This is a genomic window from Nostoc sp. DSM 114167, assembly GCF_052692655.1.
Window position 1 is genome coordinate 154,013 of record NZ_CP195116.1, and the last position, 16,829, is coordinate 170,841.

The 16,829-nt window shown below is 40.7% G+C and carries 13 protein-coding genes; all 13 read right to left on the reverse strand.

What is annotated here, in order from left to right:
• Positions 1–17: 17 nt before the first annotated feature.
• On the reverse strand, positions 18–2,513 hold the full coding sequence (locus NSTC731_RS00680; RefSeq protein ID WP_445629164.1) for a two-partner secretion domain-containing protein: 2,496 nt from the start codon (positions 2,511–2,513) through the stop codon (positions 18–20).
• Positions 2,514–2,581: 68 nt separating this feature from the next.
• The gene (locus NSTC731_RS00685; RefSeq protein WP_445629165.1) at positions 2,582–5,113 is read right to left on the reverse strand and encodes a two-partner secretion domain-containing protein; all 2,532 of its coding nucleotides are present in this window, start codon (positions 5,111–5,113) and stop codon (positions 2,582–2,584) included.
• Positions 5,114–5,161: 48 nt separating this feature from the next.
• Entirely contained in the window at positions 5,162–5,779 is a 618-nt protein-coding gene (locus NSTC731_RS00690; protein WP_445629166.1) for a Uma2 family endonuclease, read from the reverse strand.
• Positions 5,780–5,988: 209 nt separating this feature from the next.
• Positions 5,989–7,770 (reverse strand): ShlB/FhaC/HecB family hemolysin secretion/activation protein, encoded by a 1,782-nt coding sequence (locus NSTC731_RS00695; RefSeq protein WP_445629167.1) that lies wholly within the window; start codon positions 7,768–7,770, stop codon positions 5,989–5,991.
• Between the two features lie 541 nt (positions 7,771–8,311).
• Positions 8,312–8,479 carry a CopG family transcriptional regulator gene (locus tag NSTC731_RS00700; RefSeq protein ID WP_322662451.1) on the reverse strand — a complete coding sequence of 56 codons (168 nt, stop codon included), beginning with the start codon at positions 8,477–8,479 and terminating at the stop codon, positions 8,312–8,314.
• Positions 8,480–8,875: 396 nt separating this feature from the next.
• A complete protein-coding gene (locus NSTC731_RS00705) occupies positions 8,876–10,225 on the reverse strand; it encodes a DUF4910 domain-containing protein (protein ID WP_445629168.1) in 1,350 nt (449 codons plus the stop codon).
• A gap of 199 nt (positions 10,226–10,424) precedes the next feature.
• Complete coding sequence (locus NSTC731_RS00710) at positions 10,425–11,342, reverse strand: NAD-dependent epimerase/dehydratase family protein (protein WP_445629169.1); 918 nt, start codon at positions 11,340–11,342, stop codon at positions 10,425–10,427.
• Positions 11,343–11,382: 40 nt separating this feature from the next.
• A complete protein-coding gene (locus NSTC731_RS00715; RefSeq protein ID WP_445629170.1) occupies positions 11,383–12,267 on the reverse strand; it encodes a hypothetical protein in 885 nt (294 codons plus the stop codon).
• 158 nt (positions 12,268–12,425) lie between these two features.
• Positions 12,426–12,983 (reverse strand): dTDP-4-dehydrorhamnose 3,5-epimerase, encoded by a 558-nt coding sequence (rfbC, locus tag NSTC731_RS00720; protein ID WP_445629171.1) that lies wholly within the window; start codon positions 12,981–12,983, stop codon positions 12,426–12,428.
• Between the two features lie 45 nt (positions 12,984–13,028).
• On the reverse strand, positions 13,029–13,667 hold the full coding sequence (locus NSTC731_RS00725; protein ID WP_445629172.1) for a PIG-L deacetylase family protein: 639 nt from the start codon (positions 13,665–13,667) through the stop codon (positions 13,029–13,031).
• A gap of 11 nt (positions 13,668–13,678) precedes the next feature.
• Positions 13,679–14,476: a sugar phosphate nucleotidyltransferase gene (locus tag NSTC731_RS00730; protein WP_445629173.1), complete on the reverse strand. Its 798-nt coding sequence runs from the start codon at positions 14,474–14,476 to the stop codon at positions 13,679–13,681.
• 39 nt (positions 14,477–14,515) lie between these two features.
• Positions 14,516–15,781, reverse strand: a complete 1,266-nt coding sequence (locus NSTC731_RS00735) for a methyltransferase domain-containing protein (protein WP_445629174.1) — start codon at positions 15,779–15,781, stop codon at positions 14,516–14,518.
• Between the two features lie 19 nt (positions 15,782–15,800).
• Positions 15,801–16,829 (reverse strand): NAD-dependent epimerase/dehydratase family protein, encoded by a 1,029-nt coding sequence (locus NSTC731_RS00740; RefSeq protein WP_445629175.1) that lies wholly within the window; start codon positions 16,827–16,829, stop codon positions 15,801–15,803.

Genomic DNA, 16,829 nt, shown 5'->3' on the forward strand with positions numbered 1-16,829 from the left:
TATGATTGATAACATCATTAACTTCTCGGAATCGCAGCACAGGTTAATGCTGGTTGCACCTGAGTAGCAGATTTATCTGCAAATATCTCGATTTTGCCATTAGCATTACGTTCCCAACCTGTAGCCTGGACAAGAACTGCCTCTTTTGTGGGTATTTGGGCTATCACTTCGCTTGTTTTCCGGTATGCAGAGAGATCGCGAACATCATTCCAGGTTCGTAGGCGTAGGCCTTCGTAGCCATCACTCGTCACCTGATTGGGATTTTGCGGCACACCACCTCGTCCAGTTGCCACAAAGCGGCTGCCTTCACTGCCCGCGCAGCCTGTAGCAATTTGCTGGGATGGATCGGTGACATTTGCAGGCAGTTCGACTAAGCCAGAATTTGGATCGATACCGATAGTATTAACTTGAACCGTGCCACTTACCCCAAATTGGGAACTGGCAGTAATGTCACTATCAGGAGTGAGTTGGTTGCGGAACTTCAGCCCAAAGATGCCTTGAGTGGTGATTTGGATATTACCACCTCTGCCTTGTACTGCATTGGCAATAATGTCGCTGTTTTTCAAGCCGATGATGATGGGTGCATTGATGTTTATATTACCTCCATTCCCTGAACCGCCTGCTGTTGAGGTTATCTGGCTATTGTCTTGCAGAAGCAACAGGTTTTTAGCGGACAATTTAATATTGCCACCATTACCGGATTCTGTTTGTGCTTGAATAAACCCTTGATTCTTTAATTTGATGCTGGCTGCATTGATGTTAATATTGCCACTATTTCCACTGCCTTGACTGGTGACACTGACTGTCCCGCCATTCGTCAGCGTTAAGTTCGGTGTGGTAATGCTCAAAGTACCGGCATTCGCTGTTAATATATCTGGTAGACCAAATCGTTTCCGCAATGACGGATCGGGTCGGATGGTGGAGGCGTTAATGTTGCTATTAGTTGCCCGACCTTCACCACTGATGACGATCGCTTCAGTAGCATTGATCCTCAAATCTCCCCCATTACCTGCAAAAAATGAGGTAGTGGCAACTGCCCCCCCATCCAAAATTTGCAATTTCGCAGTATTCAGGGTCAACGTTTTGGCATTTCCGGTTGCAAATGTAGTTGAGCTAATGTTGCTGTAAAGTCCAGAAGGACTTTCTCCCATCACCGTGGTATTGTTGTTGCGAATCGTCACTTTACCGCTAGAACCACTGCCAAAGGTAGCCGAAGATAGTGAGGCACCGCTTGATACTAGTAGACTATTACCATTGACGAAAACATCACCAGCATTCCCAGTGCTTAGTGTAGTAGTGTTTAGCGTGGTGACGTTAGCAGGATTATTGGGTGAAAAGCCAGACAGTTCAATGGCGGTTGCATCAATGTAAATATTGCCACTGGGAGCTGCTCCAAGAGTTGTGCTATTCAACCCCGCTCCCGACTTGATAGTGAAGTTGGGAGTAATAACGCTGATATTCCCGCTAGCTCCCATACCCAAAGCATCACTACGCACTCCGCTCTGAATTGTGCCATCGGCTGTTTTGGCAATTAGATTAATGGACTCTGTAGCCTGAAGGCGAATGTCACCACCGGGGAGATTGCCAAAATTTTGCGCCAGTACCAGAGAGCCATCGGTGAATTGAATTTGCCTACCCTGAATTTGAACGGAACCTGCATTCACGCCGCTGATATCTAATAGCGATCGCTGTGCCAGTTGAATATCGCCAAAGCTTTGTACATTCCCATATCCCAGTGTATAGCCCTGTGCGGTTGGTATCAGGTTTACCAATGCTGTACCGCTTACACTACCCAATTCAACTCGTCCTCTTTCAGCGATTAGGTTTGCCCCATTTAGATGTATGTCGCCACCCACAAAGGCTAGGGTGTTTCCCGGCTGTACCCGCAGTTTTGTAGAACTGGGAATCTGAGTCGGGGGAAGCAGAGTTAGTCCACTGATATTCCTCAAAGTGTGTCCTGTACCTTGAATGTTGATGGGTGCGGGATTGTTACCCAGTTGCAAGCCAATGGGAACATTGATACTCAACAATGGGGCAGATTCAGAATTAATTGCGCTAAACTCAGCACCATCGGCAAATTTAATACTGCTGGCAGTGGTACCAATAAACGAACCCCCAATGTTTAGTTGGGCATTAGCTCCAAAGATGATCCCACTAGGGTTGATCAAGAACAGACTAACGGGGTTGTGGCTGTTAATCGTCTGAATTAAGCCATCAATGTTAGAGATATTACCGCCAGTAACACGGCTGAAGATGGTAGAAATGTTGGGCGTGTTTACTAAATCAAAAGTAGCCGAACCGCCAGTGGGAACCGAAAACTGCTGAAAACTGTGAAATAAGTTACTGTTGGCGGCACTACCATTAGTAATGGTGAAGTTATTACCGCTTTGGGAAACAGTAGTATTAAGGGTGCCATCAGGAGTTAGCTGGGCACTCACAGAGGTACACCAAAGGAGCATCCCACCTGTCAGCATTATATCGATCAAACCCCAGCAAACAGAGAGTGCTTTCATCGCTCACTTTCTATTAATAATATATAGAGTTCCCTAAACGGCATTGTGTTTGAACAACATCAACAGTTTTAGTTGTCATCTTGGTGTGGCTTTCTAAAAACGAAATTTGCCGCAGGCATTGCAATGGGTGGAACTTCAGTTTGTGCACCACAGGTTAAATATGGTTGTACATGGGTTGGTTGAGCCGCAATTAACTCAATTTTGCCCTGGGTGTTCCGATGCCAGGAAGTAGCTTGGACAAGAACCTTTGAAGATTCAGGCATTTGTGCTGTGACTTCCCCAGTTTTGCGATATTCAGAGATATCGCGGACATCAGACCAAGTGCTTAGGCGTAGCCCGTCGTAGACATCGCTCGTCACATCTTGATTGGGATTTTGCGGCACACCACCCCGTCCCGTTGCCACAAATCGACTGCCTTGGTTTGCAGAACAACCACTGGCTATTTGTTGCGATGGATCGGTTACATTGGTTGGTAGTTGAACTAACCCAGAGTTTGGATCGACACCAATATTATTGATTTGAACGGTACCGCTAACCCCAAATTGAGAACTAGCGGTAATGTCATTTTCGGGAGTGAGTTGGGGACGGAACTTGAGTCCGATAATCCCTTGAGTTGCGATTTGAATATTGCCACCCTTTCCTTTCACAGCATTGGCAATAATGTCACTATTTTCTAAACCCACAATGTTGGGAGCATTAATCGCAATATTGCCACCATTACCACTGCTACCTGCTTCTGCACTGATAAAGCTGCCATGACGCATCAGTAGTAGATCCCGCAGTTGTAAATTAGTGTTACCGCCACCGCCTGCTTTTGTGGATGCTGAAATACTGGCTCCATTGTCGAGTCGTAAGGTGTTCGCCTGAATGTTTAAAGTACCAGCTTTACCGGAGCCAAGGTTTTGGACAAAAACTGTTGCACCATTACTGATATTAAGAAGTGGGGTGTTAATCGTGGTGTTACCTGAAGTAGCGCTGGAAACTCCAAAAACAGGACGAACAGCAGTACCAATATAGCTGGGATTTGCTGCATCTTTGACACCATTCACATCAATCGATTCAGCCGCATTGATAGTCAGTGAACCCGCATTTCCTAAAACGATGCTAGAAGCTGACACTCTGCCGCCAGCTTGAACCGACAGCTTGCGGGTATCGATTTTCAAATCCCCTGCATTACCAAACCCGAATGTGGCAGTAGACAACAGACTAAAATAAAAACCCTTTGGCGCTCCCTCATTTGTCACCTGAATTGTATCTGCCTTGACGATCAGATCGCCGCCATTTCCTGAAGCGTAGGGTCTTGCTGCTATATTGCCGCCAGCTAAAATAGACAGGTTTTGAGTGGAGATGTTAACATTTCCACCTTTTCCAGCCCCATAGGAAGCAGCTAATATCTGGCTGACTGCTCGAAAAGGAGAAGGATCGCCAAATGCAAAACCATTCACCCGCATTTCATCAGTATTTATTGCAATATTGCCACCCGGTGCTGTGCTAAAGGTACGGTTTAAGATATACCCACCCCCGTCAATATTCAACTGTGGGGTGGTAATGATAATATTCCCTGCTGCACCTGGGGATATAGTTTCATTAATTAAACTGCTGGAACTTTTAAAATCAGGAGACTTGCCGATAATCTGGAGGGACTCTGTGGCATTGATTGCAATATCACCAGCAGTTTGATTGCTGCGATTTTGCACTAATATCAGCGAACCATCTCGGATGCTGACCTGTTTACCCTGAATTTGGATGGCTCCTCCCCTTTGCCCACTGAGGTCGCGTGTAGATGCTAAAGCTCGTTGAGTTATCTGAATATCGCCAAAACTCGCAGCATTTGGATAACTCAGTGCAAATCCTTCGGGGATGGAATTGAGGGCAACGCTTCCGTTAGTGATGCTACCTAATTCTATTTGCCCTCCTGGTGCGGAGAGCAATCCTCCATCTAAGGCAACATTCCCACCCAGCAATGCCAGTGTCTTTCCAGATTGCAACTGTAATCCTCTAGTACCGAGGTTTAATCCAGAAACCTGAAGTGAGTCGCCTAATTGGGCATTGTGTCCCGATCCTTGGACGGTAATGGCTCCTGGATTACTACCAAATTGTAAGCCAACTGGCGCATCGATCGTCAACAAAGGGGCTGGTGTCGTGTTGGTAGCACTAAACTCCACCCCGTCAGAGAACTTAATGCTGGTTGCAGTTGTACCAACAAACGATCCACCAATATTCAGTTGGGCATTGGCCCCAAACAAAATACCCGCAGGATTGAGCAGGAATAAATTGGCGCTACCGTTGGCACGGATTAATCCATCGATATTAGACGCACTACCACCTGTAACACGACTGAAGATATTTTGCACATCTGCGGCATTATTGAAGAAAGCCGAGCCGTTGGTAGGAATTGAGAATTGGCTGAAGCTGTGGAAGAGGTTGTTGCCAACTCGATTCCCGTTGTTGATGGTGAAGTTATTGCCACTTTGAGAGACAGTGGTGTTGAAGGTGCCATCAAGAGTTACTTGAGCGATCGCAAAGCCGCACTGAAGTGGCATTACTATTAATGGTACTATTCCACTACATAGAACTAACCAAAAAGGGGTCGTACTCATCACCAAGCCTTTATTGATACTTTGTATTTTAAAATACCCAAAAAAGCTCTACAAAGTACAATTAAAAACTTGATTAGCAGTCAGTTTTAAATCTGGAAAAGTAGGGGATATAATATGTTCCGAATTCCTAAATTGCGCTACTTGATATTCTTCATCAACGAGATGATAAATAGAAATGGTCGGCTGTTTAGGATTACCGATAAATTTTCTGGCTCCGAAAGCTGCATAATCAACAATCCAATATTCGGGAATCTTCATGACTTCATAATTCCCTAATTTGGTGTAATAATCGTCTTCCCAGTTTGTACTCACTACCTCGATAATTAAAGGAATTGATTGGCTTTGAGTCACGGTAGATTCTTTTTCCCACAATTCCTCGTTATGTAAATTAGTATCGTTGATTAAAACTACATCCGGTAAGTAACCAGATGATTTCCTTGGTGGTTTTACTAATGCTGTTTTGGGAATAAAATATGGTAATTGCAAGCGTTTATATTCAACGGTAATTTCTCCTGCTAAAAATCCCGTAACTTTCTCATGTTTTCCGCTTGGCTGAGACATTTCAACAATTATCCCATCGTGTAACTCATAACGCTTTCCAGCATTTTCTGGCAGCCATTCGATAAATTCTTCAAAGGTAAATAGTTGAGTTAAAGCTTGAGCCATATCAAAACCTCCGCTTTGACTTTAGCATTTTCAACATCGAGGCTGATTATTAGTTTGGCATTGCAGTGCAGGTTAAAGATGGTTGTACATGGGTTGGTTGAGCCGCAATTAATTCAATTTTGCCCTGGGCGTTGCGATACCAGACCAAGCCTTTATTTATACCTTGTATTTTAGGTTGCCCAAAACAGTATAGTTTTGAAACGCTCGCTTCAAAACGGGGAATAACGCAGTGAAAAGTACAAGCCATTTTCTTGGAGCGATCGCCTTTCCCCGTCCACTGAAATCAAAGGAATGCCCCAATCTATGCGGGCCAAGAAGTCATCACCCTGTTTCCATAACAGCCCCAACCCAGTACTAACAAGCGTACTCGGTGATGGATTTTCGCCTTTGGTATTCCAGCCTTTACCTACATCAATGAAGGGTGTCAGTTGCAGCACTCCGCCAATTTTGGCAGCGCGGACAATTGGGACTCGAAATTCCGCCGAAAATAACAAGCCATTATCTGTGAGTAATGCATCTTGGCGATAGCCCCGTACACTTAGCTGTCCACCTAGACCAAATTGCTCTAAAGGCACTAAGGAATCTGTTGCCAATTGGAAATCGCCCCTAGCTAAAAATAGAGTATCTGGTGCTAATTGCCGTACCCACTGCGCCTGTCCTCGCCAGGCGAAAAAGCGGCTATCTGGTTCATTCTCACTGATATTTGCATCGAACCAATCTACACCAAAACTCAATTGCGATCGCGCCGCAAAAACATACTGGTTGCTTCGCTGAGTATATTCTTGAAAAAAGCGCAGGGCAGAAATATTGGTTTTTCCGTTCGCATCTGCACCTGGGGAGAGGCGAAACGGCCCAATGTTATCAATACCCAACTCAGTTTGACTTTCCTGGCGCGAGAACGATAGCCCGACTGCCAACTCTTGGGTTGGTTTTTGGATCAGTGGTTGCCGATAGCCCAATTCGTAAGAGCGGGTATTTGACTGAATATCAAGGACACTGAATGGTTTTTCAATCACACGGTTCCATCCCTGGCTAAAACCGAAGGATACAGTGCCATTGTGGGCATTAATCGGCAGCGTGTAGTTGAGATCAATTGTATTACTGCCATCGGTATTGGCGTATCCCACACTCAGGGTATCGCCTAAGCCCAATAAATTGGCTTCTTGCAGATCCACTCCCCGGCGAAAACTGCCGACACTTGGCGATCGCCCATTATCCAGGCTTGCTGCCAGTTTAAAAGTTTCTGCTTCTTTAACCTCCACTTGCAACACATTGGTTCCCGGTTGCACGCCTGTCTGCAACTCGGCTGACAGGTTTTGAATCCGCGGATCGAGACGGAGTAGTTGCAGCTTTTCTATTAAGTGCGGTACATTTAAGGGTTTTCCCGCACCAAGTTTGATGCGATCGCGAATGTATTGAGTGTGTAATCGCCGATTACCGACAATCTTAATTTCTTGCAAACTACCCTCAATCACCTGAATTTTGATTGTTCCAGCTTCTATTGTCTGCGGTGCAATCAATGCGCCTGTGGTGACATAGCCGTTATCAGTGTAGAGTTTGGTGATGGCATCTTTAACTTGCAACAACTCTGAAAATGTCAGTTCCCGTCCCACAAAAGGATTTGTGACAGCGGCAAATTGTTCTGCTTTGAAAACTGTACTGCCCAAAACTTCAATGCGATCGACCCGAAATTTGGTATTAGGGTCATTCTGCTCCAGAATCGGCTGATTCGGTAGTTTTAGGGATGGAAGCAATTGATTTTCGTCTGGTGGCTTGGGTAGTACATCCGAGGGTAACGGAGTCTCAGGAAAATTATCTAACCGACCTGGGGGTAACGTCTGAGGTTCAGGAGTTTGGGCGATTGCATCCTGATAGTTACACAATATTGCGGCGATCGCAAAGCTGAGTGTTATAAATCCAGCAAAAATCCTCAGTTCGCCCACGAACTTGCTTACCTTTGGCTGATTTATAACCAAGGTTTTTTTAATCATTATTTGTAATTAAATAAATTAGGGATTAAATTCTTAATACTTTGGAAAGTATAAGTAAATAAGTGGTAAGTACTATATCTAACTTAAAAATTTTCCGAAAAGATCAGTAATATTACTAATTGTCAAAAAATAGTTCAGGAGGAAAGCCAGATACAATAAGGGTATTTTGCGCGAAAAAATGGATAAATTACTGCTTAAAAACAGCCACAAAATTTGAAATTTGGTGGTTTACAAAACACTTGCAGACTCACTACCGCTATAAGTAAGCAAGTTAGTAAGAACATCTTGATGCTGAATTCTACCTTTTATTCAATTAATTTGATATTTTTAATTATGCAAGTGTATCAAAATGATTGCACAATGTCCAAAGCAAAAGTCAGAGCGAAGATTTCCTCGGCTCTGAACTTTGTAAGAGAGTATTCTTATTTAAATTCCCTAACTTTACTTATAGGGATTCACTGTTAGCTGATAACTGTTAAGCATCATATTTCACTGACAAATTAAAATGTACTTATCCTGTTTCACTTTTGTGCAGTTTGATTCATGAGCTTTCAGAGGCTTTTTCATCTTTAGGATAAAGAGAGCGAATTAACTCCCGAATTACATCAGTTGCTGGTCTGCCAGTGGTTGAACAGTATTGTTCAAGCTTCTGTGCCTCGCCTGATGTGAGATTGATTGTAAGTCGTTTAACAGCCCATTTTTTATTCATGTACTAGACAAGGTATGTTTTTGAAACTACTTCTCTAATATCAATCATCTAAACTGCTCTTACAATGGTATAAGTAATGACATTTAGTTCAAGTAATCATGAAGTTAAATAGGATATTTTTCCCAGCAATAGCGAAAATATGAAGTATGTTCTAGATTATAAAGTTAAGCTAATTTCTAAGCAGTAATTATAAATAGGATGTAAAAATAATATTAAATAGATGAATACAAAATAAGTATTCTCACAGAACGTTGAAACGCAGAGGGACACAGAGTATAGCGCAAAGGAGCGCAAAGTAAGTTTTGAGTCTATTCGCTACGAAATCAGGGTTAGCTGTGCTTAGTTGGTTTTAATTGTTAACATTGATTCTGACTTTTGTTAGCGGATAGCTAAGGTTTAGCCCATTCTGACTTCTGAATTCTTCTTCAATAAGTCATGTGTTAATAATGTATCGGCAGCAGATTTAATTACATCAAATGACATTCCCGACTTTTCTGCAATATCTAATAGAGTATGCTGACCGTCAGATAAATTTAAAACCCACAGGATTGCCATTTCATTTAGCCCGCTATCTTTGTTACCACCAACTGCTCGATATATTCCTCTTTTACCTAACTGTGGCTCACATTTAGGATTTTTGTTGTAGTAGATTTCGTTATTGTTGAGGATATGCAACATCGAATGACATTGAAAGAATGACTCGGCTAGATATTGGGGTTGAACGAAATTTAAATCGTCTGCTGAGGTATGGTATTCAGGAAAACTACCATGAGGCGATCGCATGAAGCAACCTACAGCTAAATTAAATCCAGGCGAGCAATATTGTCGCTCATCATAACCATAGGGAAAGAAATCGATAATTTTATGATCTTGTTTGGAATTTTTGAGTACATAAGCAGCAACTTTATCGATTTCAGTGTCACCTCTACGGCTTTTTTTGTAAGTAAAGTTGCCTGCATCTCCTAAACAAGTTAATACCAAGCCATGTTTAATGTTATTGACTTGAGCTTCATTAAGAGCCAACCATGTAATTGAGCCAATGGTTCCGGGAATCCAGAGAAATCTATAGGAATATCTTGGTGTAGTTTGACTTAAGTATTTAGCGATAAAAGTAGCGATCGCAATTCCCGAAAGATTATCATTACACAATGAAGGATGACAAGCATGGCAAGAAATTAAAATTTCATCAGTACTGTCTCCTGAAATATAGTACTCCCCATAAGTCAGATAACCAGGTTGCAAAGAAGAATCAATACATACTTCATATTCTTCATCTTCTAGTTGCAAATACTGATTATGAGTCAGGCAAAAACCCCAACTTTCCTTGTAATATGAAGTTCGGTAAGGAATCCAATTAGGATAATCAGCAAGTGTAAATAGATGTGATTTAAGTTCTGGAAGAGATATTTTTTGATATATAGGAATACTATAGTTAACAACGTGCAAATTTGAATTAGTAAAATCTACAATCTTTTCCCCTTGAGAGTTTTTAATATAGGCATCTTTAATATTCCACTCATTCGGAACTGTCCAATCAAATACCTCTGTTCCGGTTGGCACTTCATGAACTGACAAAGGAATATACTGCTGAAGAATTTTTAAAGTTTCTCTAAAACCATTACCTGTAATACTACGGCAAATGGGATATAAATCAGAAATTAGTTGGTAAATTTCTAGACTGATATCCTTTAAGTTCAAAGAATTTTTTAGCTCGACTAAATTAATATTCTGAATATCTGTAACCATAAATAGAATCCTTATTAACTTGTGTATCTAATCTTTTATCCTGAAATCAAGGGGTATCTTTACGTCTACACGTAGTATCAATTGAGTTGGGGTTTAAATTCTCAACTCAAACTGTCTTTAATTTTGAATACTTCTCCTGGCGGAGAGGCTACGCCAACGACAAGCTCAGTACAAGTTTTGAATTTTGAATTTTGAATTTTTAATGATGTTTTGTATACCAATTTACAGTCAATTCCAAGCCCTTATTTAGAGGAATTGAAGGTTGCCAACCGAGTTTATCGTATGTATAAGCCGTATCAGCTACTCTTATTCTTTCCATCGGCCGCTCAGGTAAAGCACCAAATAGAGGCTGGATTTGAGGGTTAACCAGATTAACAAGCTGGGACACAACTGCATGAATGGGTACTAGTTCTCCCGAACCTAAGTCGAATGTACAACCCTCTATACTAGGAACTTGTGTTGCAGCCAGAAGTCCTGCAATCACGTCATCGATATAAATCCAATCAACTTGACGCTTTCCACTACTAAGTTTTGGAGCTTGCCCTTGCAACAAGGAAAGAATAACAGAAGGAATGATTTTATACACATTTTGTCCTGGCCCATAGGTCATAAAGGGTCTAACAAGAACTACAGGTGTCTGATAGAGTCGATGGAACATCCGACCATAAGTACTGCTAGCAAATTTCGCAATAGCGTAAGGAGAAGAAGGAACTACTTCAGGACGATCTTGTTCTGGTTCTTCTAAAGAAGCTATTAACACAATGCGACTACAACCAATTTCGGCAGCTACCGTCAATAAGTTAATAGTACTAGTCAGTAAACTGTGAAAGGTAGGCAATATAAACTCTAGATTCGGAACTGCTGTTACAAGACCGGATAAATGGAAGATGAGGTCAGGTTTAATGCTGTGGAAAAGATTGTGAACAAACTTAATGTCTTCCATGTCACCGTGCCACCATCGCAAGCAGCTGATATCAGAAGTATGAAAACTGCGAGAAACAGCATGTACTTCTGTACCATCGTGGCATAAATGACGGACTAAATGAGATCCTAGAAATCCGCTAGCACCTGTAATTAGTATTGTTTGTCCAGACAATTTTTCAACAGAGTTTACCATTTATTGCTTACACACTGGAGTTGGGAAAACAAAAGTTATTCTACAAGAGATTGTTTGTTGTAGACAACAACAATGTGTCAGTAATCGGGTAGAAGTCAGTGCCTCGTAAGAAGTCGCCTAAAGAAGTTCCTGTACAAGCTGAATCAATATTTGGCGCACCCTTTTGAGCTATGACATCATCAAAATGCACAGTTCTAAAGTCAATACTAAAACGGGTATAGCCTGATGTGTTGGGAATAGTGGAGTGCATCTGCGCTCCTGAAAAGAGAATCATGCCACCGACTTGTGTAATTAACTCCAATTGCGGCTCCATTTCTAAAGTTTCTTCCGCATGGGGTTGCTTGCGCGTATCTGTTTGAATGTGCTGTGCCGCATTTTTGCGACTTTCTTTAATCCATTGAGCGTAGTTATAATCTCTTGAGGTATTCTTAACTGGTTGACTCCAGTAGCGCGGATGGAATGCCATCGCATTCTCTGGGGTAATATCGTAGACAGGAATCCACCAGTTGATCTGGCACTGAGGAGCAGAATACCAGGTGTCACGATGAGGATGGAAAGCGTAAGCAAGGCCAGCAGTCAGATAGCGATCGCTGGTTGCTGTTCTCAGGCGAGGTACATCGAAATAGGTTTTGTTCAAGTCACATCCACTTTCTTTCAAGATGCCTTGAATAAGTTGTTTAGATTCAGGGTGATGGATAAAAGCTGGCTTGAGTTGTGCTAAAATATCAACGTATTTCTCTACAGGCAAGCTATGTTGTGCTTCTCTGGGATCTAAAGGGGCAAATGCTTCTTCAACCATGCCACGAGCAAAATCACATAGAGCGATCGCACTGGCGCAAGGAGAAAAGACAAACATTTGTCCATTATAAAGATGCTTGCGTCTGATTTCATCACTAAAAATCGAATCAAAATAAATTGTACTCACTTCGCCCTCATTTGCTGTAACAAAGTTTGAACACAGTGTTAAGTATGAAAATCAAAATTTAATTTTTCAAATTTTGATTTTCTGTGTCTGTGCCCTCGTGCGTTCCTAATCCTATATTTACTCAGCAACTATATATTTTTAAATTGCTCTTAAAAGTCTTACATTACCGTAGGCGTTACAATTTCTTTCGATTCAAATAAACTCCAAGCCCGATCTTTATCCGAAATTTCAGTCACAGATAGAGGCCATTCAATACCAAAAGCTGGGTCATCATAGCGATACCCGCCAGCATATTCTGGTGCATAAAAGTCACCCATTTGATACATCACCTCCGTCTCATCGCTGAGAGTTTGAAAACCGTGAGCACACCTATCTGGGATATAGAGAGCAAGACGATTTTCAGCAGTTAACTCTATACCAATATGAGATAAATAGCTAGGAGAATCTGGACGCAAATCGATAATTACATCATAAATAGCCCCCCTGATACAACGCACCAATTTTGTTTCCTGAGAAGGAGGCATTTGATAATGCATACCCCGCAATGTTCCTTTTTTATAGTTAAAAGATAAATTGCATTGGGCAATAGTAGGTTTTAAGCCACGATCTTGAAATTCCTGAGTACAGAAACTCCGAGCAAAAAAGCCCCGAATATCTTGGTGCAGTTCTAAATCAACAATAAATGCTTCTTTTATTTTAGTTTCAGTAAAGATCATAAATATTACAAATTATGAAAAGAAATTAAAATTATTTCTAATTTTTTAGAAAAACATTTTTCTACAGTAAAATGCTTCAGCATATTTACTCGGTGAATTTGATTCAATCCCACGAATTCTGAGAATTGCACGAAAAGTCTCTTCTGTAAACCACTGCTTATTATTCTGGGTAGCAAACGCATCCAAAATATATTGAATTTTTCGACAGCAGAGTGTTTCATTTAAATGAACAAAGAAATTAGGAATACCCAAATCCCCATCATATTTGGGTATTTCATATTCTAAAATTAAATGATTTCTAAAGGTATTCCAAGTCAAGTCAGAAATTAAGCGGTGATCTTGGTGGCGATCGTCTCGATGATGAGTAAAGATTATATCTGGTGAAAATTCTTGCTTCAACTGTTCAAAACATTCCTTTACCTCTATTCCTGCAAAAGGCAGAAAGCCATCTCGAAAATTTTTAATGATAATTTTCTTGATTGGGATTTCTTTTAAGAATAGATTAGCGCTTGCAGTTGCTTCTTCTGCTCTTTGTTCATTAGAACTAAAGACAACCCAATAGATAACAACATCTTGATAACTCTCTATCAGCTTTAAGATTGTGCCTCCACAACCAATCTCGATATCATCACAATGAGAACCGAGACAAAGAATTTTGTACTCAGATTCTTCTGTCTTATTCAACCTCAGTTGGATCATATATGGTCGACTTGTACTTGTTGATCTCCCCAAACTTCCCAAGGTCTTCTACCTTGAGCATACATATCATCCAACTGTTGTTTCTCTTTAAACGTATCCATTACTCCGAAAAAGCCAGTGTATTTATATGCAAAAAGTTCTTCTTTAGCAATCAATCTTTGAAAAGGCTCAAGGACAAGTTCTTCACCATAATTTATGTAGTTAAAAATCTCTTTTTTAAAGATAAAATATCCTCCATTAATCCAAATATCACATTGCTTTACATCTTGGATATTTTTTACCAAACCATCTTCTTGCATATCAACTAAGTGGAAAGTTTGGCTTGGTCTGACACACAAAAAACTACCGATTTTATCACGCTGATAAAAATTATTGATATACGTTGGTAAATGTAAGTCTGTCAAACCATCACTGTAGTTAGCTAAAAATACTTCTTCTCCTTCTAGATACTTTTCTACTGCTTTGAATCTTTGACCAATGTTGGCAGTTAACCCTGTATCTACAAATGTGATATTCCAATCTTGAATATCTCGATTAAACAACTCAATTTTGCTTCCATTGGAAAGGCTAAAGTTATTAGAAAGCCATTCATTGTAATTCAAAAAATAGCTTTTAATTAGGTCAGACTTGTAACCAAGACATAAAATAAAATCTTTGTGCCCATAGTGAGCATAATATTTCATGACATGCCATAATATTGGCCGATAACCAATATTCACCATTGGCTTAGGAATACTTTCTGAATATTCTCTCATTCTGGCTCCTAAACCACCGCAAAATAAAACTACTTTCATGTCACTTACCCCTTTTTGACGAGCAAAAATATTAAATACTTAAGAGTAGACATTAACTTCAGGAATTGGTACAACAAATTGACCTCCCCAATCCCGAATGTAAGCCATTTGTGTCATAATTTCATTTTTCAGATTCCAGGGCAAAATTAGTATATAGTCAGGCTTGGTTTCGGCAATTTTGTCTGGATGAAAAATCGGAATATGAGTGCCTGGTAAAAATTGACCCTGTTTATAAGGATTACGGTCTACTGTATAGTCAAGGAAATCTGTACGGATACCGCAATAGTTTAAGAGAGTATTTCCCTTACCTGGAGCACCGTAACCAACAATCGATTTTCCCTTTCGCTTAACTTCAATCAAAAAATCTAATAAGTTGCGTTTAGTTTCTTTAACTTGTTCTCCAAAGGAAAAATAGTATTCTAATTGCGTAAAACCAGCCGCTTCTTCTCGATTTTTCAGTTCTGATACTTGCTGAGTAACGGGTTTAGAAGAGTCTTCATTGTGGCGGGCATAAATTCTCAAAGAACCACCATGAGTAGTTAATTCTTCTACATCAAAAATTGTCAAACCGTGAGCAGCAAAAATCTTGTCTACGGTAAGAAAGGAAAAATAAGAGAAATGCTCGTGGTAAATAGTATCAAACTGATTTTCCTCGATTAACCGCATCAAGTGGGGAAATTCCATAGTAATTACACCATGCGGTTTGAGGATAATTTTCATCCCTTTGACAAAATCATTGAGATATGGTGTATGAGCAAGGACATTATTTCCGAGTAATAAATCTGCTTGTTTACCTTTAGCAACTTGTTCTTTTGCTGTCTCCTGACCAAAAAATTTGACAACTGTAGGAATACCTTTTTGAATTGCTACCTCAGCAACATTTGCTGCTGGTTCTATTCCCAGCGCCGGGATGCTTTTGGCAACAAAGTATTGCAGTAAGTAGCCATCATTGCTGGCAATTTCTATGACCTGACTTTCCTGGTTTAATTGGAAACGTTCTACAATTAAATCAACGTATTGTTTGGCGTGTTGTAACCAGCTATCAGAGTAGGAAGAGAAGTAAGCGTAGTCACTAAAAATATTTTCTGGACTAATGTATTCTTGGAGTTGAACTAAAAAACAATTTTCACAAACATAGACATGCAGAGGATAAAATGGCTCTACTTCATTGAGTTGTTTGAGACTGCGATAACTTTCGCAAGGAGGAGACATACCTAAATCTACGAAGGTATGGTGTAAGCCTGTCCCACAGAATAGACAGTTACCAGTTATTAATTGATTATTTGTTGGCTGTAGTAAATTCATAACTTATTATATGAAATTTTTAAACAGTCTGCCAAAAGAAATCTCGATCGATTTGCTGAGTGCGAATGAGGTATTCTAATTGTTTCAAGCGAGTAAAACCTCTAGACTCAAATGTTCCTCTATCCATATCAATTTGCTGGAAGACATTATATAGTTGTTGGGCACCGCGTTGGGCATCCCATTCACATTTGAATCCCGGTAAATTTTGGTTAATTTTATCAAATAAAACTCGATAGCTGCGGTTATCAGGATCGTGTTTACCAAAGCTCAATTGACAATCTGTAAAAACTTCTGCAACTATTTGAGCAATTTGTTTGACCTGATAGTTGCTATTTGTATCGCCGACATTGAAAATTTGGTTGTGAATTAGATCGCGCGGAGCTTCTAAGGTGCAGATAATTGCTTTGCAGATATCCAATAAATGCACTAAGGGACGCCAAGGCGTACCGTCGCTATTCATCTTAATTTCTTTAATTGTCCATGCCCAACCGGCGAGATTGTTTAAGACAATATCAAAGCGCATTCTGGGAGAAGCGCCATAGGCTGTGGCATTTCGGAGAAAGGTGGGAGAAAAGCCATCATCAGCAAGGAGTTTCACATCTTGTTCGACAAGTGCCTTGCATTTGGCATAAGCTGTTTGGGGATTGATAGCAGACTCTTCGCTAACGTAGTCTTCAGTGGCAAAACCATAGACACTGCATGATGAAGTATAGACAAAGCGTTGGATTTGGGCTGCTTTTGCCAGCTTCGCTATATGTACTGAGCCTTTGTGGTTGATATCGTAGGTGATATCAGGGGCTAACTGACCTAAAGGATCGTTAGAGAGTTCTGCCATGTGAACTATCGCTTCTACGCCTTGTAGGTCTTCTATTGTAATGTGGCGGATGTCTTTGTTAAGGGTTTTGGCAGTTAGTTTGGTGCCGTTATATAGCCAACCTACTTTATAAAAGCCAGTATCTAAACCAATAACTTCATGACCTTGTTGGATCAACAGAGGAGCTAATAATGAGCCGATATAACCTTCAGTTCCAGTTACAAGTATTTTCAT

Coding starts and splice junctions, on each gene's coding strand:
- NSTC731_RS00680 (WP_445629164.1), bottom strand. CDS start 2,513: ATGAAAGCACTCTCTGTTTGCTGGGGTTTGATCGATATAATGCTGACA.
- NSTC731_RS00685 (WP_445629165.1), bottom strand. CDS start 5,113: ATGAGTACGACCCCTTTTTGGTTAGTTCTATGTAGTGGAATAGTACCA.
- NSTC731_RS00690 (WP_445629166.1), bottom strand. CDS start 5,779: ATGGCTCAAGCTTTAACTCAACTATTTACCTTTGAAGAATTTATCGAA.
- NSTC731_RS00695 (WP_445629167.1), bottom strand. CDS start 7,770: ATGATTAAAAAAACCTTGGTTATAAATCAGCCAAAGGTAAGCAAGTTC.
- NSTC731_RS00700 (WP_322662451.1), bottom strand. CDS start 8,479: ATGAATAAAAAATGGGCTGTTAAACGACTTACAATCAATCTCACATCA.
- NSTC731_RS00705 (WP_445629168.1), bottom strand. CDS start 10,225: ATGGTTACAGATATTCAGAATATTAATTTAGTCGAGCTAAAAAATTCT.
- NSTC731_RS00710 (WP_445629169.1), bottom strand. CDS start 11,342: ATGGTAAACTCTGTTGAAAAATTGTCTGGACAAACAATACTAATTACA.
- rfbC (WP_445629171.1), bottom strand. CDS start 12,983: ATGATCTTTACTGAAACTAAAATAAAAGAAGCATTTATTGTTGATTTA.
- NSTC731_RS00730 (WP_445629173.1), bottom strand. CDS start 14,476: ATGAAAGTAGTTTTATTTTGCGGTGGTTTAGGAGCCAGAATGAGAGAA.
- NSTC731_RS00735 (WP_445629174.1), bottom strand. CDS start 15,781: ATGAATTTACTACAGCCAACAAATAATCAATTAATAACTGGTAACTGT.
- NSTC731_RS00740 (WP_445629175.1), bottom strand. CDS start 16,829: ATGAAAATACTTGTAACTGGAACTGAAGGTTATATCGGCTCATTATTA.